This window comes from Klebsiella sp. JB_Kp042 (assembly GCF_040065275.1).
Lineage (GTDB): Bacteria > Pseudomonadota > Gammaproteobacteria > Enterobacterales > Enterobacteriaceae > Klebsiella > Klebsiella quasipneumoniae.
On record NZ_JBEAJL010000112.1, the window covers coordinates 1 to 21,835 of the forward strand.

Below are 21,835 nucleotides of genomic sequence, written 5' to 3' on the forward strand. Positions count from 1 at the left end.
GCGCTTGCATGGCATGCAAGAGGTCAGCGGTTCGATCCCGCTTAGCTCCACCAAAATTCAGAAACCTCGCTTCGGCGGGGTTTTTTTTTATCTATTTTCATGTAAAGCACTTTCTGGTTACGTCAGTTAATCTCCAGCTATTAAAATCGAAAGTAATTTCAGACTTTTTCCTGATAATTCACCTTGCTTGCCCTAAATAAGCAACATAACATTTCCCCCATTAAGCGTAATGAGGTTGCCGGAGTTTTAATTAACAATAATGGTTGATAAAATTAACATTAATATCAAAAAAACTCTGTTGGCCTTTATCGTCTGTTTAGTCGCTATTCCGCTGGCTCGTTTTATTTCACCGCAAACGGTTATTGATGGCAATCTTATTTATATTGCCTGGCTGCCAATCAGCGTAATGTTTTCTGTTATTTTTATCTTTGGTCGCTATGCGATTGCGCCATTAATTCTCGCATTTGCCATTACCAATAGCCTGATAATTAAATTAACGCTACCGCAGGCGTTTATCTTACTCTTTTGTCAGCTGTTTGCGGTGTTCGTCTCCTGCGCTATTCTAAGACTGTTGGTGGGTAAGCGCTGGCGCTGTGGTCCAACGGCGAAACATATGGGGGCGCGTATCTTCTGGGGCGGGTTCTTCGCGCCGGTGCTGCTGAAAATCACCATGTACCTCGCCGGACAATATTTTGCGTTTCCCCTATCTATTACCAGCTATTTTGGTAGTATGCCGTTGATTTACACCGTAATAGATATTCAAAGTTTAATCAGCGCAGCATTAATTTTTACCACCTTTTTATATTATCCAATGCGGATGATTATCAATCCACGCTACGCTCGACGATTCTGGCGGCAGGAATGTTTACCGTGGCTGGCAGCAAAATATCGTTCCTTTACGCTATATTGGTTTATTGCGCTGGCGGTGATATTAACGCTATTGTGTGCGCCGTATCAGTCTGAATTTATTGCCGGTTATTTAGTTCCGGTGATTTTTATCGTCTACTTTATCGGGATTAGCCGGATTGGTCATGCGTTGCTGCGTATTTCATGGTCGGTCTCGGCTTTTTTACTGGTGGTGTATAACAAAAACTTTCTCCAGGGCGTCCAAAGCGAGTATTCATTATCCTTTGTGCTGTCAGTGTTGATCTCCTTTACTATCTGTTTGTTTTATATGGCAGACACCTATGCCCGCAGCGATCGCAATAAACGCCGCTGGCGTAGTCAGGCGGAAGAAGATCCGCTGACTGGCTTGCCTAACCTGCGCGCGCTGGAGAGCCATTTACAAAGCTGTCCGCAGCAGGTTATCTGCAGCCTGCGTATTCATAATCTCGACTTTCTCAGCAGGCATTATGGCCTGATGATGGGGGTGGACTGTAAACGGCAGATTATTCGGGCGCTGCAACCGCTGCTGGGGGCGGCGGATAAAGTTTTCCAGGTGCCGGGCAGCGAACTGATCCTCGTGCTTGACGGACCGGAACCCTCATCCCGTTTGCATCATATGGTCGCGGTTCTCAACCACAAAAAATTCAGCTGGCACAATCAGCCGCTGGATCTGGAGTTTGGCGCGGCCTGGGGCCGCGACGACGGTCAGCGCGAGGGACTTCACCAGATGCTGGGTCAGCTAAGCTGGCTTTCCGAACAGGCGGGCAGCGAACGTCGGGTGCTGGCGCTGGATGAGGAGCAGGAGCTGGTGGTGGATCAAACCACCGAGCAGGTGCGCCTCCTCATGCGCGTCAAGCAGGTGCTCAAAGAGCGGGCGCTCATGCTCTATGCGCAACCGATTCAGAACAGGGAAGGGGAGGGATATCATGAGATCCTCACCCGGATGCGCTGTGGCGATAGCGTCATTATGCCCGATCAGTTTATCCCGTTGATTGTGCAGTTTAACCTCAGCCAACGTTTCGACATGCTGGTGCTGGAGACCTTGTTCAGCGTGCTTCATCAGCACGCTGGCCAGCGATTCTCGGTCAATCTGCTGCCTGCAACCCTGATGCAAAAGGATAGCGCCGCGCAGATTATCGCGCTGTTTCAACGCTATGCGGTCTCACCAGACCTTATCACTATTGAAGTCACTGAAGAGCAGGCCTTTTCCAATGCCGACATCAGCCGGCAAAATCTTGAAGCGCTGCGCGCGTTTGGCTGCGCCATCGCCATTGATGACTTTGGCACCGGATATGCGAACTATGAACGACTGAAGCATCTCCAGGCCGATATCATCAAGATTGACGGCTGCTTCGTCCGCGACATCCTCACTGACCCGCTGGACGCCATTATGGTGAAATCGATTGTCGAGATGGCGCGGGCGAAACGGATGAGCGTGGTGGCGGAATATGTCGAAAGCGAACCGCAAAAAGCGCGCTTGCTGGAGCTGGGGGTGAATTATCTGCAGGGCTACCTGGTGGGCAAGCCTCAGCCGCTGGGCGAATGACGGGTAAAAAAAAGCCGGGCATCGCCCGGCTCAGATGACTGGCGCCTGTTACAGAACCAGAGCCGCAATAGAAGCAGACAGGACGCTGACCAGCGTGGAGCCGTAAACCAGCTTCAGACCGAAGCGAGAAACCACGTTGCCCTGTTCTTCGTTCAGACCTTTGATCGCCCCGGCGATGATGCCGATAGACGAGAAGTTGGCGAAGGAGACCAGGAAGATAGAGATAATGCCTTCCGCGCGCGGGGAGAGCGTCGAGGCGATTTTCTGCAGATCCATCATGGCGACGAATTCATTGGAGACCAGCTTGGTAGCCATAATACTGCCCACCTGCAGCGCTTCGCTTGCCGGCACGCCCATCACCCAGGCGACCGGGTAGAAGATATAGCCAAGGATCCCCTGGAAGGAGATGCTGTAGCCGAACCAGCCGGTCACAGTGGCGAACAGGGCGTTCAGCGCGGAGATCAGCGCGATGAAGCCGATCAGCATCGCCGCCACGATAATCGCGACTTTAAAGCCCGCCAGAATGTACTCGCCCAGCATCTCGAAGAAGCTTTGACCTTCGTGCAGATTCGACATCTGCAGATTTTCTTCACTCTCTTCCACACGGTACGGGTTAATCAACGACAGAACGATAAAGGTGCTGAACATGTTGAGCACCAGCGCCGCGACGACGTACTTCGGCTGCAGCATGGTCATGTATGCGCCGACGATGGACATCGATACGGTGGACATCGCGGTCGCCGCCATGGTGTACATACGGTTGCGCGACATTTTGCCGAGAATATCTTTATAGGCAATAAAGTTTTCCGACTGGCCGAGGATCAGCGAGCTGACGGCGTTGAAGGACTCCAGCTTGCCCATGCCGTTGATTTTCGACAGCACGGTACCGATGGCGCGAATAACAATCGGCAGGATGCGAATATGCTGCAAAATACCGATCAACGCGGAAATGAAGACGATAGGGCACAGAACCTTAAGGAAGAAGAAGGCCAGACCTTTGTCGTTCATGCTGCCGAACACGAAGTTTGTCCCTTCGTTGGCAAAGCCGAGAAGTTTTTCAAACATCTCGGAGAAGCCTTTCACAAAACCCAGACCAATATCGGAGTTCAGGAAGAACCAGGCCAGCAGGACTTCAATGACAAGCAGTTGAACAACATAACGAATACGGATCTTTTTACGGTCATGACTGACCAACAGGGCCAGTATAGCCACCACAACGATCGCGAGGACAAAATGCAAGACGCGGTCCATAGTTGCTCCAAATATGAGGCAGGTTAAATTTCCGTGCACATTCTATGCAACGGCTTTAAAGAAAACGAGATCAATTGCACACTATTGCAAGGAACTGTGACCAATGGCAAAAATAGTGATCAAACATCCACTTTTGTTATGTTACGTAAAGGTTTTAAAAGTTGCATTCTTGTACTACTCTTAATAGCGGGCGCGATCGGGTTTACTGACGCCCGTTTTTCATTTCCGGCCAGCAATTGTTCCCTCCTATCACAGCAATCATTATCTCCATTCTAAATGAACTTGATAATCATTCGCATTTTGATAGCATGAAACATAGCAAAGGCTATATTTCCAGAGGCAGAAGATGACTAGCAGTCGCGTTGAGAATAGCAGTAGTCGCGCCGCGCGCAAGGTGAAGCTCGCCTTAATGGGGCCAGCTTTCGTCGCTGCCATTGGCTATATCGATCCGGGTAATTTCGCCACGAATATTCAGGCTGGCGCCAGCTTTGGCTATCAGCTGCTGTGGGTGGTGGTATGGGCCAACCTGATGGCAATGCTGATCCAGGTGCTCTCTGCCAAACTCGGCATTGCCACCGGTAAAAACCTGGCCGAGCAGATCCGCGACCATTACCCGCGCCCGGTAGTGTGGTTTTACTGGGTGCAGGCGGAAATCATCGCCATGGCCACCGACCTGGCCGAATTTATCGGCGCTGCGATTGGCTTTAAGCTGGTGCTGGGCGTATCGCTTCTGCAAGGGGCGGTGCTGACCGGGGTGGCGACCTTCCTGATCCTGATGCTGCAGCGGCGCGGACAAAAACCGCTGGAGAAGGTGATTGGCGGCTTGCTGCTGTTTGTTGCCGTCGCCTATGTCGTTGAATTGATCTTTTCCCAGCCCGCGCTGGCTCCCCTGACCAAAGGGCTGGCGATCCCTACGCTGCCCAACGGCGAGGCGGTATTCTTAGCCGCCGGGGTGCTGGGGGCCACCATTATGCCGCACGTGATCTACTTACACTCCTCGCTTACCCAGCACCTGCACGGCGGGACGCGAAAAGAGCGCTATAACGCGACCCGCTGGGATGTGGCGATCGCCATGACCATTGCCGGGTTCGTCAACCTGGCGATGATGGCGACCGCCGCGGCGGCATTCCATTTCAATGGCCATACCGGCGTCGCCGATCTTGATCAGGCTTACAGAACGCTGGAGCCGCTGCTGAGCCATGCGGCGGCGACCATCTTTGGCCTCAGCCTGGTCGCTGCAGGTTTATCATCGACGGTGGTGGGGACTCTCGCAGGTCAGGTGGTCATGCAGGGCTTCATTCGCTTTCATATTCCGCTGTGGTTTCGCCGGGCGGTCACTATGCTGCCGTCGTTTGTCGTCATTCTGCTGGGGCTGGATCCAACGCGCATCCTGGTGATGAGTCAGGTGTTGCTGAGCTTTGGTATTGCGCTTGCCCTGGTACCGCTGTTGATATTTACCAGCAATGCAAAGCTAATGGGAGACCTGGTGAATACCCGCTGGGTGAGAGGCATCGGCTGGGCGATAGTCGCGATTGTGGTGAGCCTGAACGGCTGGTTAATTGTGGGATCGCTGCTCGGGGTGGATTAATGGCCTCCTGATGCGGAATAAAGCGAAGGGGAGCCGATGGGCTCCCCTTTTCGTCTGTTAGTGATGGCCATGTCCATGACCGTGACCACGCCCGCCGGGACCACGTCCCCAGCCGCCGCGGCGATCGTCGCGGTCGCTCCAGCCCGCGCGATAGCCGCGCTCCCAGGCTTTATCTCTGCCTTTGTACCAGCCTTTGTGCCAGCCGTTGTCATGACGATGCCAACGGTTATCACGCCATTCATAGTGACGACGCCAGTAATCACGGTCGCGCCAGCTGCCACCGTCCCAGTAGTTACCGTAATTGTCACGATCGCCAATTTGTAATTTTATCGATGGCAACAGGGTGATTTCACCAGCGTTAGCGACTAATGGCGCTGCGGCCAGCAGTACTGCTGCCAGAATCAGTGACCTGAACATACTCTTCTCCTTCACGATCGGGGCCCTAAGCGGCCTGTTAACGTGATATTACGGGCCGGTAAAGACCTATCGCATCGGACGAACTCCGAAAGCACAGAAAAGAGCACTTTTTGCTAAAGTAACATTTGCTTTACAGCGCCAGGATGGCATCAATCGCGGCGCACTCTTCGGCGCTGAAATGACGATGTTTCAGCATTCCGACAGCGTCATCCAGCTGGGCGGTTTTGCTGGCGCCGATCAGTACGGAGGTGACTTTCTCCTCACGCAGCACCCAGGCCAGCGCCATCTGCGACAGCTTCTGCCCGCGTGCTTCCGCCAGCGTATTCAGCTGACGAATTTTTTCTAATCTGGCGCTGGTCAGCTGCTCCGGCTGCAGAAAACGACTGCTGCTGGCGGCACGTGAGTCTGCCGGAATGCCGTTGAGATAGCGGTCGGTGAGCTGTCCGCCGGCCAGCGGTGAAAACGCTATACTTCCCACCCCTTCTGTCTGCAAAAAATCCAGCAGCCCCTCTTCCACGCCGCGTTCAAACATGGAGTAGCGGGGCTGGTGAATGACGCAGGGGGTGCCGAGATCGTTAAGGATCTTCACCGCCTCCCGCGCCTGGGCCAGCGGATAGTTGGAGATGCCGACGTACAGCGCTTTACCCTGGCGGACAAGGTGATCAAGCGCGCGCATCGTTTCCGTCAGCGGTGTTTCCGGGTCCGGGCGGTGATGATAAAAAATATCGACATATTCCAGCCCCATGCGCTGCAGGCTCTGGTTAAGGCTGGCCACCAGATATTTGCGTGAACCCCAGTCGCCGTAAGGGCCGTCCCACATGGTGTAGCCCGCCTTGGTGGAGATGATCAACTCATCGCGATAGGGCAGGAGCGCCTCTTTGAGGATGCGGCCAAAATTGCTCTCCGCCGAGCCCGGCGGCGGCCCATAGTTGTTGGCCAGGTCGAAATGGGTAATGCCGAGGTCAAATGCGTGCTGGAGCATCTGCCGGCTGGTTTCCACCCGCGTTTCATCGCCAAAGTTATGCCACAGACCGAGAGAAATTGCCGGCAGCTGAAGGCCGCTGCGGCCGCAGCGACGATAGGCCATCGTTTGATATCGCGTGGTACTTGCCTGGTAAACCATTCTTCCTCCGCAGATAAAACAGGGTGTGTATACGTTTACACTAATCAATGTTCTGCGTGGAGTACATCGCTTTTTCGGCGTAATTATTGCTTTACACCGCCTTTATCGCCCCCTTTCTGGACAGGCGGATCGCTTATTCAATACTCAAATTACACCTGCGCCAAAATGAGGAAAATGGATATGCAACCGACTTACACTATTGGGGATTATCTGCTGGATCGCCTCGTCGACTGCGGTATTGACCGCTTGTTCGGCGTGCCGGGAGATTACAACTTACAGTTTCTCGACCGGGTCATTGCGCACAGCGCGCTGGGGTGGGTCGGCTGCGCCAACGAGCTCAATGCGGCCTATGCTGCTGACGGTTATGCACGCATTAAGGGAGCCGGTGCGTTACTAACAACCTACGGCGTCGGCGAACTGAGCGCGCTGAACGGCGTGGCGGGCAGCTATGCGGAGCATATTCCGGTATTACATATCGTCGGCGCGCCCTCCACTGGCGCTCAGCAGCGCGGCGAACTGCTGCATCACACCCTGGGCGACGGCGATTTCCGCCATTTTGCGCGGATGAGCGAGCAGATCACCTGTAGCCAGGCGCTGCTGACCGCCGGCAACGCCTGCCATGAGATCGACCGTGTTCTGCGCGATATGCTGACGCATCATCGGCCTGGCTATCTGATGCTGCCGGCCGATGTCGCCAGAGCGGCAGCGATTGCCCCAGCGCAGCGCTTGCTGGTGGAGGCCGCTCCGGCGGATGAAAACCAGCTCGCCGGATTCTGCGAGCATGCCAGCCGCCTGCTGCGGGGCAGTCGACGCATCTCCCTGCTGGCGGACTTCCTCGCGCAACGCTATGGCCTGCAAAACACGCTCCGGGAGTGGGTGGCTAAAACCCCCGTCGCCCACGCCACCATGCTAATGGGCAAGGGGCTGTTCGATGAGCAGCAGCGAGGTTTTGTCGGCACCTACAGCGGTATCGCCAGCGCGCCGCAGACCCGGGAGGCCATCGAAAACGCCGACACCATCATCTGCATCGGCACGCGCTTCACCGACACCATCACCGCGGGATTCACCCAGCATCTGGCGCGGGATAAGACGATAGAGATCCAGCCCTTCGCGGTCAGGGTGGGCGATCACTGGTTCAGCGGCGTGCCGATGGATCAGGCACTGGCTGCGCTGATGACCCTTTCCGCACCGCTGGCGGCGGAGTGGGCTGCGCCTCAGGTCGTGGCGCCGGAAGTGGAGGAGGGGGCCGACGGCGAACTCACGCAGAAAAATTTCTGGGCGACGGTGCAGGGGGCGCTGCGTCCCGGCGATATTATTCTCGCCGACCAGGGGACGGCCGCCTTCGGCATTGCCGCGCTGAAGCTGCCGTCAGAGGCGTCGCTGATCGTCCAGCCGCTGTGGGGCTCGATTGGTTTTACCCTCCCGGCCGCCTATGGCGCGCAAACCGCGGCGGCAGAGCGGCGGGTGGTGCTGATTGTCGGCGATGGCGCCGCCCAGCTGACGATTCAGGAGATGGGCTCTATGCTGCGCGATAAGCAAAAGCCGCTTATTCTGCTGCTGAATAACGAAGGGTATACCGTGGAACGGGCGATTCACGGCCCGGAGCAGCGCTACAATGACATTGCCCTGTGGGACTGGCGACGCCTGCCGGAAGCCTTCGCCCCGGACGTTGCCTCGCGCTGCTGGCGGGTTACGCACACCGATGAGCTACGAGAGGCGATGGCGGAGAGCATCACCTCCGATACGCTCACCCTGGTGGAAGTGATGCTGCCGAAAATGGATATTCCCGATTTCCTGCGCGCGGTGACGCAGGCGCTGGAGGAACGAAACAGCCGCGTTTAGTCGGTATGGTGTCTGGCAATCATCAAGGGCCTCCCGGCCAGCAGCAGCCAGGCCGGGAGCATCACAATGCACAGCAGCGGCAGCAGCGTGGTGTCCGGCACCACCACGGCGGCCATAAACAGGCTCAGCCAGCCGTCGCGGGTGACGACCAGCACCATGCCGAGGATCGCGCAGGAGACGGTGATCGCCGCCGGCACGGCGTCCACGTGGGCATGCAGCATCAGCCCCAGCGCCACGCCGACGAAGACCGCGGGGAAAATCCGCCCGCCGCGAAAGCCGCAGGCCGAGGCGAGAACCAGCGCAGCCAGTTTAACCAGCGCGATGAGCAGATAATCCGAGGCGGTCAGCGTCTGGCTGAAGGCCAGCTGCTGCATCTCATCCAGCCCCTTAAACAACGTTAAATGTCCGCCAATGGTCCCGAGGATCCCTAACAGCAAGCCGCCGAGGCCCAGCGTCAGGATCGGGTTTTTCAGGCGGTGCATCAGCGTGTGCAGGCGCGGCAGACACCAGACGGCGACCATACCGACGGCGATAGCGATCAGGGCGACGATCATGCCGCTGATAATATCGACGAAGTGCATCTGGCTATAGTGTGGGAGCGGCAGCGTGAAGTGGGGGTGGAAAAACAGCCCGGTGGTCAGCGCGCCCGCGGCGGCGGCAAGCATCGGGGCAAACAGACGATCCCATAGCGGCGACTCGTTGCTGCTGTTGAGGGTTTGCGAAAAAATCAGCGCGGCGGCCACCGGGGTGCCGAAGAGGGCGCCGATGGTGCCTGAGGCCGCGAGAATGGTCCAGTCAAGAGAGCTGACCCGCGGGAACAGTCGGGAGCCGACGGCGACGGCCAGCGCAATATTCACCACCATAATCGGATGCTCCGGGCCGAGGCTGACGCCGCCGGCGAGGCCAAGGATCAGCGCCGCCAGCAGCCCGGGCAGCGCGCCGGTGGCAATGGGCGCGCCGATTAACGACTCGGTCGCCGGGTCCGGCCCGGCATGCCCCGGGCTGTAACGGACGACCAGGCCCACCGCGATCCCCGTCGCCGTGAGAATGGCGATAATCCACAGCGGGTTCTCGGCGCTTACTCCAAACTGCACAGGCAGATTGCTCCACAGGATGCGCTGCAGCAACGCGGCAATCTTCATCGCGCCGATCAGGATCAGACTGGAGGCGATGCCAATCAGGATAGCCGGCACCGACAGGATCAGCATTGTTCTGGCGCGAGGATGGAGCATGACAATGTCCTTGTTAAAGTTCAGGAGCACTACTTTGCCTTTGTCGGCGGGGACCGTCGATGCAAATGGTGCTGAAACGATAAAGTTAAGGCGGCGTCTGATACCCGTGGCCTCGTTAATAGGCTACTTTCATTGATTACAAACTAAATGTGACCTGTGTCGCTAAACAAGGGGCGTCCGCGAGTTGGACGTTGTTGTTAAGCCGCCATGAATTTACAGTGTGCCAAAAGATTTATTTTGACTTTAGCGGAGCCGTAACGGAATGACAAAATTTGCTTTAGTAGGAGATGTCGGGGGGACCAACGCCCGCCTGGCGCTGTGTGATCTGGCGAGCGGAGAGATCTCTCGTGCAAAGACCTATTCCGGGCTCGATTACCCCAGTCTGGAGGCGGTGGTACGCGTCTATCTCGAGGAGCATCAGGTGACGGTCAGCGAAGGCTGTATCGCTATCGCCTGCCCGATCACCGGCGACTGGGTGGCGATGACCAACCATACCTGGGCCTTCTCCATCGCCGAGATGAAGCGCAACCTTGGCTTTGCGCACCTGGAGATTATCAACGATTTCACCGCCGTTTCAATGGCTATCCCGATGCTGAAAGCCGAGCACCTGATTCAGTTCGGCGGCAGCGCGCCGGTAGCCGGCAAACCGATCGCCGTTTATGGCGCCGGAACCGGGCTGGGCGTAGCCCATCTGGTACACGTTGATAAGCGCTGGGTCAGCCTGCCGGGCGAAGGCGGCCATGTCGATTTTGCGCCGAACAGCGAAGAAGAGGGCATTATTCTGGAAGAGCTGCGCGCTGAGCTGGGGCATGTCTCCGCAGAACGCGTCCTCTCCGGTCCTGGTCTGGTCAACCTTTATCGCGCGATAGTCAAATCGGATGGTCGACTGCCGGAGAACCTGCAGCCGCGTGAGGTCACCGAGCGGGCGCTGGCGGATAGCTGCACCGACTGTCGCCGGGCGCTGTCGCTGTTCTGCGTCATTATGGGGCGCTTCGGTGGAAACCTGGCGCTGACCCTGGGGACGTTTGGCGGCGTCTATATCGCTGGCGGCATCGTGCCGCGCTTCCTGGAGTTCTTTAAAGCCTCCGGCTTCCGCGGCGGTTTTGAGGACAAAGGTCGTTTTAAAGCCTATGTCCAGGATATCCCGGTTTACCTGATCGTGCATGACAACCCAGGCCTGCTGGGCTCCGGCGCGCATCTGCGTCAGACGCTGGGTCAGGTGCTGTAAGCGCATTCCTCCCGGGCTACTGTCGTAGCCCGGCCAGGCGGGGAGCCCCGCCGTCTACAGATTCATCAGCTGGCGAAACTCTTTCACTTTACTGCGACTGACCGGAACCTGAAACTCCAGGTCGCGCAGGCGTAGCACATAGGTATTGTTAAACCACGGCTCAATTTCCCGAATTTTGCTGAGATTCACACAGTACGAGCGGTGACAGCGAAAGAAATGTGCGGTGGGCAGTTTGCTGCAGAATTCGGTAATGTTCATCGGCATGACGAATGACTCCCGGCGAGTGTAGACGAAGGTCATCTTCTCGTGCGCCTCGGCATAATAGATATCATGAATGCTGGTGACGATGATCCGCTCATCTTTTATCAGATTGATGGTGTCGTTTTCCCGAGGCGCCACGCTGGTTAACCCGGAAGCGGCGTTATTCTGCTGCTGCCAGGCGGCGGTCAGCTTCTGCAGCATATTGATGATGCGCGACTCCTGGTAGGGCTTCAGAATGTAGTCAAACGCCTCCAGCTCAAAGGCTTCCACGGCGTGTTCTTTCCACGCGGTGATAAAGACGATAAAAGGCTTATGGGCGAACTGGCTGATGTTCTGCGCCAGCAGAACGCCGTCCAGCGATGGAATATTGATATCGAGAAAGATGGCGTCGACCTTGTTGTGCTGGAGAAATTTCAGCACGTCCAGTCCGTCGTCAAAGCTGCCGACGATCTCCATCTGGCTGTGGGTGTTGATAAGCCAGGAGAGTTCCTGTTGGGCCAGAAACTCATCCTCCACAATGATAACTTTCATCTTTTCTCCGCTCATGACAACAGAGACTCCGTCAGCGCCTGCGGCGTAGAGTGATTGGGGACATAAAAAGCGATCTCCGTTCCTGGCGTCAGGGTGCGGATATGCAGCCCCTCGCCATAGAGAAGTTTCACCCGATGATGAACGTTGAGCAGGCCGATTTTGTTACCCGGCATTTCATCGGCTTCCACGCGGGCGACCACGGCGGGATCGATGCCGTTGCCGGTGTCGCGAACGCTGATGCGAACCCGATTACCGCACTCATTGATACCGATCGTCACCACGCCTTTCCCTTTACACGGCTGAATGCCGTGCACAATGGCATTTTCCACCAGAGGCTGGATAAGCAGGCTTGGGATCACGCAGCTGACGTCGTCGTCAATATCATAGATAACCGTCAGTTTGTCGCCGAATCGCGCCTGTTCAATGGCGATGTAATCTTTGATCTGATACAGCTCTCGTTTGATATCAATCTGCTCATCGTCTTTTAATTCGATGTTATAGCGCAGATAGCGCGACAGATTAAAAATGAGCTGGCGCGCGGTGTCCGGATTAAGGCGAATCGAGGAGGAGATCGCGTTCAGGGCATTGAATAAAAAGTGCGGGTTAATCTTGCTTTGCAGAGCGCGCAGCTCCGCTTTGTTGGCCATCTCCCGTAGCTGTTCGGCGCGGGAAACCTCCAGCTGGGTGGAGATGATTTGTGACAGGCCTATCGCCATCTCCTGCAGCGTCGAGGTGATGCGATGGGCGTGGCAGTAATAGATTTTTAGCGTACCGGTGACCACCCCTTTTTCCCACAGCGGAATGACCATCAAGGAGTGGATCTCCGGCGTGCGGTGGGCTTCATCATTGTTTTTAATAATGATTTTTCCATAACGGATGGCCTGTCGGGTGGTGGGACTGATGACATCGTTATGATGTTGATAGTTGGCTTCACCGACGCCCACGTAGGCCAGCACGTGTTCCGTATTGGTGATCGCCACCGCGTCGGCGGTAATGTCGCGGCGGATAATGTCGCAAACCTGGCGCAGAGAATCGCTGTTGACCTGACGGAACAGCGGCAGGGTTTTGTTGGCAATGTCGAGCGCCAGTTTCGCCTGCCGCGCGGCGCTGGCCTCCTTTTCCCCTTCCACGCTCTGCACCAGCAGCACGATAAAACCGATGCAGACGCTGCCGAGGATCATCGGGATACCAATTTTCGAGACAATATCCACGCCGAGGCTGAGGGAAGGGGCCCAGATCACCACCAGGATCATGGTCAGAGTCTCGCAGACCATTCCGGCCAGAATGCCGATTTTCCAGCGTTGATCGCGGGCCACTTTGCGGTTAATCAACCCCGACAGCAGGCCGGCGATGATGCTGGTGATAAAGCAGGGCACGGCGGTCACGCCGTCAATATCAATCAGATAGCGGTGCACACCGGCAATCACCCCGACAATGGCCCCCACCCAGGGACCAAACAGGATCCCGCCGGACATCACGGCGATGATGCGCACGTTTACCAGCGATCCTTCCACCGGCACACCGGACCAGGTACTGAAGAGCGCGAACAGCGAGAAAATGGCGGTGACAGCCAGCAGCTCTTTCGGCGTATGCGCCGACTTATGCAACAGTTCGCGGAACAGGCGCAGGCGAATGAGAAAAAACAGGCAAATAAGCATCAGGGCCGCACGATCATAGACCGCCAGCATCATAGTAAAGATTTCGTGCATGGGTGCGTCGCGTCAGTGGCCAGAAAAGGACATGATAAAAAACCTGACGACAGAAGACCAGCCGCAGAAAAATAATGAGGAAAAGGCTCACTTTTAAAAGGGGATTGAGGGGTGGGGAGGCGATGTACCGCCAGACGCCAGAAGAAACGATAAATACCCGTGATAGAAAAGATATCAATATGTTACCACTTGCAGACAAAACGGTATTCATTCCGCAGCGTACTGCCGTATTTAGCGCAGACGATACCCGTTTTTAACGCCAGTGATTATTTTTCGTCAGGGCACTCGACAACGTGATTTTTTTCAGGTTATTTTCTAAACGAGCCGCAACAGCGGCAGCGTCGCTCGGACGGTCCGGGCGCTAACGTTAATCAGAGGAACCTATGGCTGAATCCAGTCCTGAACGCCGTTTTACGCGTATCGATCGTCTCCCCCCGTACGTTTTTAATATTACTGCCGAACTGAAAATGGCTGCGCGCCGGCGCGGCGAAGATATTATCGATTTCAGTATGGGCAATCCCGATGGCGCGACGCCGCCGCATATCGTGGAAAAACTCTGCACCGTCGCCCAGCGGCCTGACACCCATGGTTACTCTACCTCGCGGGGGATCCCACGCCTGCGTCGCGCTATTTCGCGCTGGTATGAAGAACGCTATAACGTCGATATCGATCCGGAATCGGAAGCGATCGTCACCATTGGTTCGAAAGAGGGGCTGGCGCACCTGATGCTGGCGACGCTGGATCATGGCGACACCGTGCTGGTGCCGAACCCCAGCTACCCGATCCATATCTACGGCGCGGTGATTGCCGGGGCGCAGGTGCGCTCGGTGCCGCTGGTGGAAGGGGTGGATTTCTTTAACGAACTGGAACGCGCCATCCGCGAGAGCTATCCGAAGCCGAAGATGATGATCCTTGGCTTTCCCTCGAATCCGACCGCGCAGTGCGTCGAGCTGGATTTCTTTGAAAAGGTTGTCGCCCTGGCGAAGCAGTATGACATCCTGGTCGTCCACGATCTGGCCTATGCCGATATCGTGTATGACGGCTGGAAAGCGCCCTCCATCATGCAGGTGCCCGGCGCACGCGATGTCGCCGTCGAGTTCTTTACCCTGTCGAAAAGCTATAACATGGCCGGCTGGCGCATTGGCTTTATGGTCGGTAATAAGACCCTGGTGAACGCCCTTGCCCGCATCAAAAGCTACCATGACTACGGCACGTTTACGCCGCTGCAGGTGGCGGCGATCGCTGCCCTGGAGGGCGATCAGCAATGCGTGCGGGATATCGCTGAACAGTATAAGCGCCGCCGCGATGTGCTGGTGAAAGGGCTCCATGAGGCCGGCTGGATGGTGGAGTGTCCGAAAGCGTCCATGTACGTCTGGGCGAAAATTCCGGAACCTTATGCCGACATGGGCTCGCTGGAGTTCGCGAAAAAGCTGCTTAACGAAGCGAAGGTTTGCGTTTCTCCGGGGATTGGCTTTGGCGATTATGGCGATACCCATGTCCGCTTCGCGCTGATCGAGAACCGGGACCGGACGCGTCAGGCGATCCGCGGCATTAAGGCGATGTTCCGCGCGGATGGCTTGCTGCCCGTCGCGAGCTAGCGCTTCGGCGAATACGCTATAACAAAAACGGGAGCCTCTGGGCTCCCGTTTTTTTTGACACCGCTGCAGTCTAGATCATCAGGGCAAAAGTACCGGCCCAAACGATGACCATAAAAGAGAGGCCCATAAAGAAGTATTTCACGACTCATCACTCCACGCGCTTATGCGACGTTCAAATGAATTAATTGTTCTGTTTTTCAAGGGCTGTCGCTGGTGAAATCTCACCCTGCGGCAGCTCGCAATTCTGTGCGTTAAGTGCTCCAGATGGCGCTAATGTACGCCTAAAAAATCAGGGAAACAAGAGGCATTTTTTTATTAATTTTTAGTTACTTACGAGTGTCGTGATTCGGCGACACATTAATTTCGCCCGGTAATAAATTTAGCGCCAGCGACGCTGCGAAAACGGGTTTCTCATCAGGGCGATTAGCGGGGCTAGTCAGGCTTGGCGCGCGGCATTCACGTTGCCACGCGCCACCGGTTTAATACAGATCAGAGGCGCGCTGTCGCCACTCGGCAGGGTAGTGTGCCGGGATAAAGCGCAGCGTGATCGCCATGAGTAACAGGACACAGAGCGCATGCCAGGACCAGTCAAGGGTGTAGTTCCCGCTCAGGCTACGCAGCAGGCCGGAAAGCCAGGGAGACAGGCCGGCGATAATAAATCCGATACCCTGCATAAAGGCTACCAGCCGGCCGGCCACCGTCGGTTGTCCGGCATGATCGAGGGCCAGCACCAGGCACAGGGGAAACGCGCCGCCCAGACCGACGCCGCAGGCGAGAGCCCAGAGCGCGGAGAAGTGCTGCGGCAGCCAGATGAAGCCGCAGAAGCCAATCAGCTGGAGCACCAGAGCACACAGCAGAAGCTGGCGCCGGTCATCCTGGCGAGCCAGCGCCGGCAGCAGCAGCGCGCCCGCGGTTTGCCCAACCGTCAGCAACGCCAGCAGCGAGCCGCTGTACTGGGCGCTGTCGCCAAGCTGCATATAATAGGGCGGCAGCCAGGCGATCAGACTGGCGTAGCCGGCATTGATCAGTCCGAAATAGAGCCCCAGCGTCCAGGCGCGGCGCTGGCCAATAATCGCTACCCGGGGGGCGGTGCTGGTCTGATGCGGAGCACGGGGCAGGTGCCGGCAAATCGCCAGCCAGCTGAGCAGGGCGAGGAGGGCGGGGAGCGCCCACCAGGCCAGCGCATCCCGCCAGGCTGTGCTGTGCGACGCCAGCCACGGCGTTAACGCGGCGCCTAACCCGCCACCGCCCATTAGCGCGGCTGACCATAGCCCCATTACCAGCGGCGTCCGTCGGGCGAATAAGCGCTTAATCACCGCCGGGATGGCAGCCTGGATGATGCCGATGCCAACGCCTCCGGCCAGGGCGCTGGTGAGCAGTAGGCCGCTATTCGGGGCGATTTCCCGCAACAGGGCGCCCGCCGCGATAATCAGCAGGCTTAGCGCAATGCTACGGTTTTGACCGACATAACGATCGACCCAGCCGGCGGCCAGCGCCAGCACGCCCATCGCTACCACCGGCAGGGCGGTCAGTAGCGCGGCCAGGGTATAGCTCATCCCGCTGGCGGCGCGGATCTCCGGAAGCAAAGGGCCGATGGAGGTGAGCAGCGGCCGCATATTTATGCCGATCAGCACCAGGATCCCCAGCGTCAGATTCTGTCGCAACACGGCTTTCATGGCTGCTGTTCCGCCCACCGCTGATAAACTGCCAGCCCCTCCGGCTGGGGGCGATGATGGATCGGCAACGTCTGCTGCGCCAGCGGCTGCTGCAACTGCTGATAAATCGCGGCGGTAGATAGCTGAAAAGGCTCTCCGTCCTGATTGCTGTTGGCGAAAAATACTTCCCGCACGCCGGTTAAATAGAGTGCGCTAAGACACATCGGACAAGGCTGTCCGCTGGCGTAAATAACGCATTCGCGCAGAACTTCGCTTCCCAGCCTGGCGGCAATATCGCGAACGGCATTCAGTTCGGCATGCGCCGTTGGGTCGCCGCTCAGATGAAAGGTGTTGACGGCTTCGGCGACAACCTCGTTATGGCGCACCATAACGGCGCCAAAGGGGCGACCACCGTGGGTTGTGTTGTGTTTTGCCAGCGCTAAGGCGCGCTGGAGATAGCGATCGTGAGCGGACATAGTCACTCCTGCATAAGATGATGTTCAAGGTAAAAGAGGCAACGGGTCGTGTGTAGAGGGTACGTAACTTGTTTCATAAGTTAAAAGACTTATTTATGATGAACCCTAGTTGAATTACTTATAGGTAAGCGGATGCTCCTGCGCCATCTTTCCTACTTTATCGCTGTGGCAGAACACCGTGGCTTTACCCGCGCCGCCGCGGCGCTGCACGTCTCCCAGCCGGCGCTGTCACAGCAGATCCGCCAGCTGGAAGCCATGCTGGAGGTTCAGCTTTTCGACCGCTCTGGCCGTTATATCCGGTTAACCGATGCCGGAGAGATCTGGCTGGAGTATGCCCGCCGGGCGTTACGCGATCTTGAGGAGGGGCGGCGCGCTCTGCATGACGCTGAGGATCTGCAGCGCGGCAAACTCCGCATTGCCATGACGCCGACCTTCACCACCTATATGCTGGGACCGCTGGTGGAAAACTACTATCGACGCTACCCCGGCGTGAAATTGCTGATCCAGGAGATGAACCAGGAGCGCATGGAAATGATGTTGCTGAAGGATGAACTGGATGTCGGCATCGCCTTTGACGACAGTCGTTCCCCGGATATTGTCGTTCAGCCGCTGCTGACGGAAACCCTCGCGCTGGTGGTGAGCCGCACGCATCCTCTGGCCAGAGAGAACGCGCTCAGGCTGCAGGCGCTCGACGCGCAGCCGCTGATTTTACTGAGCAGCGAGTTTGCCACCCGGGAGCAGATCGATCGTTATTGTCGTCGTCATCGGCTCGAACCTGACGTGCAGATGGAGGCCAACTCTATCGGCGCCGTTCTGTCGGTCATTCGGCGAACGCCCCTTGCGACACTGCTGCCGGCGGCGGTCGCCGGGCAGTATGATGATGTGGTGGCGATTGAGCTGGAACCCGCGCTGCTGCAGCGAACGGCCTGTTTGCTCCAGCGCAGGGATGCGTGGCAGAGCGCCGCGGCACGCGAATTTATCGCCCTGGCGCGGGAGATTGCGCTAACGCTTGAGCAGGAAAACCGCCTGCCTCCTGCCTGAAGGCGTGCGTCGCTCGGCGGCGAACCAGGATTAACGATGGGCTGCGTTGCTGGTGTCGGCCTCGTCGGGCAGGGCATTCTCTCTAAGCATGACTTCCTCCTTAAGCCTTTCCAGCACGTGATGAAAGAGTTGGGTCTTGTCTGGCTCAGCCATGGTCTGCAATTTCACATTAAATAAAGTATGGGACAGAATAAGATCGTGGATAAATTCCAGCAGTACCTCACTTTGCGGAAGTGAGGTTAATTCCTGATGGATATAACCGGTTTGTTGCCGTAGCGGATTTTTTGTGACATCCATCGGTCGGGCGCTAATGCTATGGGCAAATATTTTCTCAATTGCCTGACTGGTAATATAGAGCCGATTCAATGACAGGATGGGGTTTTCGGCTTCCTGCGGAATGAAGTGACAATAAACAAACGGTTTCTCAGGCAGCATCATGCTGAACCTGTTTTCACGATGAATATCGTTAGGCGCCTCCAGCAACGCCATTAAATTCCGGCTGTGCGGATGCCAAAGTCCTGAAGCTGTGACCTTGACGTTGAACTGCGTGACGGTATTCCCGCTCTGGGTTTCCATGACGGGAATATCGCCATCAATCCGCAAAATGCTATGGATATGGGAGTGTGGCGACCAGTAGGTTTCCAGCGTCTCAGATGAATTGAGTGGATTAAATGTGTTGGTTACCTCTTTTTCCTGATGAGAAAGGACGGCGAGTTTTAGTGTTCCCCGCGTCGGGTTAAGCTTCAGGCATAGATTGATCGCACCGATATCATGCCAGTGAAGAATGTCTTCAATTTCACAGTTTAATAATTTTTGCGCCCGGGAAAGGGAACAATACTCCATTGGCGGTAAATTATTTAATTTCCAGATATTCCGTTCTGTTATATTCATAAGGATTGTTTATTGCAGAAAAATAGCGGTCAGTATTAGCAATGAAAATCTGATGGTCATGTGCTTTTTTTGTTAACGTCGCTGGTCTGATTGATGAAATTCATTCATGTTGAGAATATTATATCAATAAGATGATTATTCTTATTGTTACGTCAGCCATTCACTTGATGGTGTAATCCTATCATTTATTTCGCTCGAGAAAAATAGTTTGCTTAGCGCCTGAATACAACACTTTTTTGTTTTTTTATTAACGACCTCGACGAGAGGAAACGCATCATGAGGAGAATGTGGCTCTTGAGATCAATGCCTGGACGACAGGGATAACGCAAACGGATGCTCGCGGCATCCGTTTGCGGCGGCCAAGCTTACCGGGTTACAGAGGGATAGCGATCTCCTGGCTGCGCGATGGCATACCAGGCCATCATCTCCGCGGTACCCGGCTGACCTTCTGCTGGCGCCCAGTCCATTGTGTCGATTTCAGCAAGCGGTTGATAAGCGCCTTGTTTGACTTCAAATACCATTCCACCAGCGTCGAGTGAGAGCACCGTATGCCAGGTGCCAGGCTCCATTTCCAGCGCCGTGCAGGTTTCACCCAGCACCACCCGGTTAGTGATCGCGCCATGATCATCAAAATTTAGCACCACAAAGCGACCTTTCAGCGGCAGCAAAAGTTCAAAGGTATGTCGGTGCCGGTGCGGGCGGATATAGGTGCCGGGTTCCATAGCGATAGCCAGACGCTGCACCGGGTCGCTCAGCTCAGGGTGAAAATTGCGATGGGCACGTAAGCGCGGGGAACTGGCCGCCGCTTCGCTCTGCTGCTGCATATCGCTAAGGGTGATCTGTTTCATATCAACGCCTGGCTCCTTTGTTGTCCAGAGAGTGTTGCATCGGCTGGGCGGCAGGTTGACGACCACGCCACGCGATATTGTACGCATAAAGCGTGTTGCTGTCGGTTAATTGTCGAGGCTATAGAGTGCAGGAGGGCTTCTGCCAGGCAACCACGCAATTCCTACCTGCTTTTTTTGCCTGGTACAGGGCGCCGTCGGCACGGTTAAGTCATTCATTCTATACCGTTTTAGGATCCTCCGTTGTGGCAAGACCGATACTGATCGTGACGCTTTCGGGCAGTTTAACCCTGCTGCTGACGTCGCCTGGGTTGATAATGGTCTGGCGGGTCCGCTCGGCGATGAGTTACGCCTGCTGTTGGCCCACGTCAAACAGTAATAGCGCAAATTCCTCGCCGCCTGTTCTGGCCACAATATCATCTCTGCGAACCTGATCCTGAAGTACCCCGGCCACATACTGAATAACAAGATCTCCCTGAAAGTGACCATATTTGTCATTGATGCGCTTGAAATGATCGATGTCGCATAACAATTTAGACAATGGTTTTGCACAGAGACCCGTTGCATTTTTTTTATCAGCACAAGGTAAAAATAACGGCGGTTATACAGCTGCGTCAGATAATCACGAATCGAGTTCTGATAGGCATTCTCATATTTATTGTTGGATAATTGATAAAGATTAAACGCATTAAGTAAAATAATGATAATAAAGATCAGAGTGCCCAGCGTTTCGAAAAGCCTCGCTTTATACCCTATGTTCTCGCTAGCGACATCTGCGGTTGTTAAGAAAGAGAAGGTTAAGATATAAACGAAGTAGTAAAAATAGATTCCTGTCCAGAATATATTTCTGAAGCGGGTTAATGCCATCGTCGTGAAAAAAAAGAACGTCCATATGTAAATCATTATATTACTGGCTAAGCGAATCGTTGGTTCATACAGGTGGATTGAGGAAAATCCAACAATCAGGACGATAGCTAAGGTCAGGCTTACACAGGCAAAGGTAATAATAATGTGATTATGGGAGGCCAGCAGGCGATGCGAACGAAACTTGAATACTAATGCCGCGGTGATGATTTAGGTGAGTGTTAACGCGTTGCGGTAAAAATAGATGAGTCTGATGGCCTGTTCATTAGGTCATACCTGTCAGGGCAAGAAAACTATGTTTTTATGATCGTGAATATCAATATTTTGAATGTCTGTCGGGAGTGAGCAGTATGCTTTTCGTGCGGTCGCTGCGGACGATGTCATTACGTTTTACAACTCGTCTTTTCCTGTGAGTTGTTCATTTTAGTCGCAAAATTATAACTGGTGTTTTCCTCTTTTTAAAAAGAGGAATGGCGCCACGGGTTTTATATCTATAAATAAATCACTTTGTGCGTTAACAGGAAGGGGGCATTGATGATCAGGTCGGTACCACCTTGAGTAGACTGTCTACAGGAGCTGCAGAAAAACCATCAAAAGTCGGCGTGGATCCGACATAAAGCAGGAGGGTTATGGTCCCTGCAGGAATCGCTTTTATAGTTAATACATTGATTTAATGTAGTTATTATAGGTTGTTTTTTATAGTGCCCCTTCATGTGCCCCCAGTTCTGTTGATGTTTAATCTTAGCTTAGTTATCAATCATATTAAATAGTTTTCTAAAATAGAGATAATAAAATATGGTAATGACTCCAATTTACTGATAGTGTTTTATGTTCAGATAGTGCCCGATGACT

The 21,835-nt window shown here is 55.1% G+C and carries 18 protein-coding genes; 6 read left to right on the forward strand and 12 right to left on the reverse strand.

Annotation, left to right across the window (positions count from 1 at the left end; genetic code table 11):
• Positions 1 to 259 precede the first annotated feature (259 nt).
• Complete coding sequence (locus ABLV54_RS23705) at positions 260 to 2,431, forward strand: EAL domain-containing protein (RefSeq protein ID WP_064155271.1); 2,172 nt, start codon at positions 260 to 262, stop codon at positions 2,429 to 2,431.
• Between the two features lie 48 nt (positions 2,432 to 2,479).
• Here the strand turns inward: ABLV54_RS23705 and nupC are convergent, their stop codons facing one another.
• On the reverse strand, positions 2,480 to 3,682 hold the full coding sequence (gene nupC, locus ABLV54_RS23710) for a nucleoside permease NupC (RefSeq protein WP_012540950.1): 1,203 nt from the start codon (positions 3,680 to 3,682) through the stop codon (positions 2,480 to 2,482).
• A 346-nt stretch (positions 3,683 to 4,028) separates the two neighbouring features.
• Between nupC and ABLV54_RS23715 the strand changes: the two genes are divergently transcribed.
• On the forward strand, positions 4,029 to 5,270 hold the full coding sequence (locus ABLV54_RS23715) for an Nramp family divalent metal transporter (RefSeq protein ID WP_004202021.1): 1,242 nt from the start codon (positions 4,029 to 4,031) through the stop codon (positions 5,268 to 5,270).
• 57 nt (positions 5,271 to 5,327) lie between these two features.
• Here the strand turns inward: ABLV54_RS23715 and ABLV54_RS23720 are convergent, their stop codons facing one another.
• Both ABLV54_RS23720 and mgrA read right to left on the reverse strand, forming a co-directional pair.
• Entirely contained in the window at positions 5,328 to 5,687 is a 360-nt protein-coding gene (locus tag ABLV54_RS23720; protein WP_023290584.1) for a DUF2502 domain-containing protein, read from the reverse strand.
• Positions 5,688 to 5,817: 130 nt separating this feature from the next.
• Positions 5,818 to 6,810: an L-glyceraldehyde 3-phosphate reductase gene (gene mgrA / locus ABLV54_RS23725; protein ID WP_023290583.1), complete on the reverse strand. Its 993-nt coding sequence runs from the start codon at positions 6,808 to 6,810 to the stop codon at positions 5,818 to 5,820.
• Positions 6,811 to 6,990: 180 nt separating this feature from the next.
• Between mgrA and ABLV54_RS23730 the strand changes: the two genes are divergently transcribed.
• Positions 6,991 to 8,652 (forward strand): thiamine pyrophosphate-binding protein, encoded by a 1,662-nt coding sequence (locus ABLV54_RS23730; RefSeq protein ID WP_023290582.1) that lies wholly within the window; start codon positions 6,991 to 6,993, stop codon positions 8,650 to 8,652.
• Here ABLV54_RS23730 and ABLV54_RS23735 read toward each other — a convergent pair.
• Positions 8,649 to 9,884 carry an ion channel protein gene (locus ABLV54_RS23735; RefSeq protein WP_023290581.1) on the reverse strand — a complete coding sequence of 412 codons (1,236 nt, stop codon included), beginning with the start codon at positions 9,882 to 9,884 and terminating at the stop codon, positions 8,649 to 8,651. The genes ABLV54_RS23730 and ABLV54_RS23735 overlap by 4 nt on opposite strands.
• A 262-nt stretch (positions 9,885 to 10,146) precedes the next feature.
• Here ABLV54_RS23735 and glk point away from each other — a divergent pair, with 262 nt between their 5' ends.
• Positions 10,147 to 11,112: a glucokinase gene (glk, locus tag ABLV54_RS23740; protein ID WP_004202027.1), complete on the forward strand. Its 966-nt coding sequence runs from the start codon at positions 10,147 to 10,149 to the stop codon at positions 11,110 to 11,112.
• Between the two features lie 54 nt (positions 11,113 to 11,166).
• Here glk and ABLV54_RS23745 read toward each other — a convergent pair whose 3' ends face one another.
• Positions 11,167 to 11,904 carry a LytTR family DNA-binding domain-containing protein gene (locus ABLV54_RS23745; RefSeq protein WP_023290580.1) on the reverse strand — a complete coding sequence of 246 codons (738 nt, stop codon included), beginning with the start codon at positions 11,902 to 11,904 and terminating at the stop codon, positions 11,167 to 11,169.
• 11 nt (positions 11,905 to 11,915) lie between these two features.
• Positions 11,916 to 13,613, reverse strand: coding sequence for a sensor histidine kinase (locus tag ABLV54_RS23750; protein WP_023290579.1), 1,698 nt, complete (start codon positions 13,611 to 13,613; stop codon positions 11,916 to 11,918).
• A gap of 383 nt (positions 13,614 to 13,996) precedes the next feature.
• Here ABLV54_RS23750 and alaC point away from each other — a divergent pair, with 383 nt between their 5' ends.
• Complete coding sequence (gene alaC, locus ABLV54_RS23755; protein ID WP_044524299.1) at positions 13,997 to 15,211, forward strand: alanine transaminase; 1,215 nt, start codon at positions 13,997 to 13,999, stop codon at positions 15,209 to 15,211.
• 70 nt (positions 15,212 to 15,281) lie between these two features.
• On the opposite strand, the gene ypdK is transcribed toward alaC, so the two are convergent.
• From ypdK to ABLV54_RS23770, 3 genes are all read right to left on the reverse strand, one after another.
• Positions 15,282 to 15,353, reverse strand: a complete 72-nt coding sequence (gene ypdK / locus ABLV54_RS23760; RefSeq protein WP_099119320.1) for a membrane protein YpdK — start codon at positions 15,351 to 15,353, stop codon at positions 15,282 to 15,284.
• 337 nt (positions 15,354 to 15,690) lie between these two features.
• Positions 15,691 to 16,887 carry a CynX/NimT family MFS transporter gene (locus ABLV54_RS23765; RefSeq protein ID WP_226563655.1) on the reverse strand — a complete coding sequence of 399 codons (1,197 nt, stop codon included), beginning with the start codon at positions 16,885 to 16,887 and terminating at the stop codon, positions 15,691 to 15,693.
• Entirely contained in the window at positions 16,884 to 17,342 is a 459-nt protein-coding gene (locus ABLV54_RS23770) for a nucleoside deaminase (protein ID WP_023290577.1), read from the reverse strand. The genes ABLV54_RS23765 and ABLV54_RS23770 overlap by 4 nt, the downstream gene beginning before the upstream one ends.
• Before the next feature lie 132 nt (positions 17,343 to 17,474).
• On the opposite strand from ABLV54_RS23770, the gene cynR reads away from it, so the two are divergent.
• Positions 17,475 to 18,383 (forward strand): transcriptional regulator CynR, encoded by a 909-nt coding sequence (gene cynR, locus ABLV54_RS23775; protein ID WP_101881328.1) that lies wholly within the window; start codon positions 17,475 to 17,477, stop codon positions 18,381 to 18,383.
• 30 nt (positions 18,384 to 18,413) lie between these two features.
• On the opposite strand, the gene ABLV54_RS23780 is transcribed toward cynR, so the two are convergent.
• The 3 genes from ABLV54_RS23780 to ABLV54_RS23790 form a co-directional block, all read right to left on the reverse strand.
• The gene (locus tag ABLV54_RS23780) at positions 18,414 to 19,274 is read right to left on the reverse strand and encodes a hypothetical protein (RefSeq protein WP_032428953.1); all 861 of its coding nucleotides are present in this window, start codon (positions 19,272 to 19,274) and stop codon (positions 18,414 to 18,416) included.
• Between the two features lie 365 nt (positions 19,275 to 19,639).
• The gene (locus ABLV54_RS23785) at positions 19,640 to 20,122 is read right to left on the reverse strand and encodes a WbuC family cupin fold metalloprotein (protein WP_023290574.1); all 483 of its coding nucleotides are present in this window, start codon (positions 20,120 to 20,122) and stop codon (positions 19,640 to 19,642) included.
• Positions 20,123 to 20,465: 343 nt separating this feature from the next.
• Positions 20,466 to 20,660 carry a GGDEF domain-containing protein gene (locus ABLV54_RS23790; protein WP_123822821.1) on the reverse strand — a complete coding sequence of 65 codons (195 nt, stop codon included), beginning with the start codon at positions 20,658 to 20,660 and terminating at the stop codon, positions 20,466 to 20,468.
• Positions 20,661 to 21,835: the final 1,175 nt, after the last annotated feature.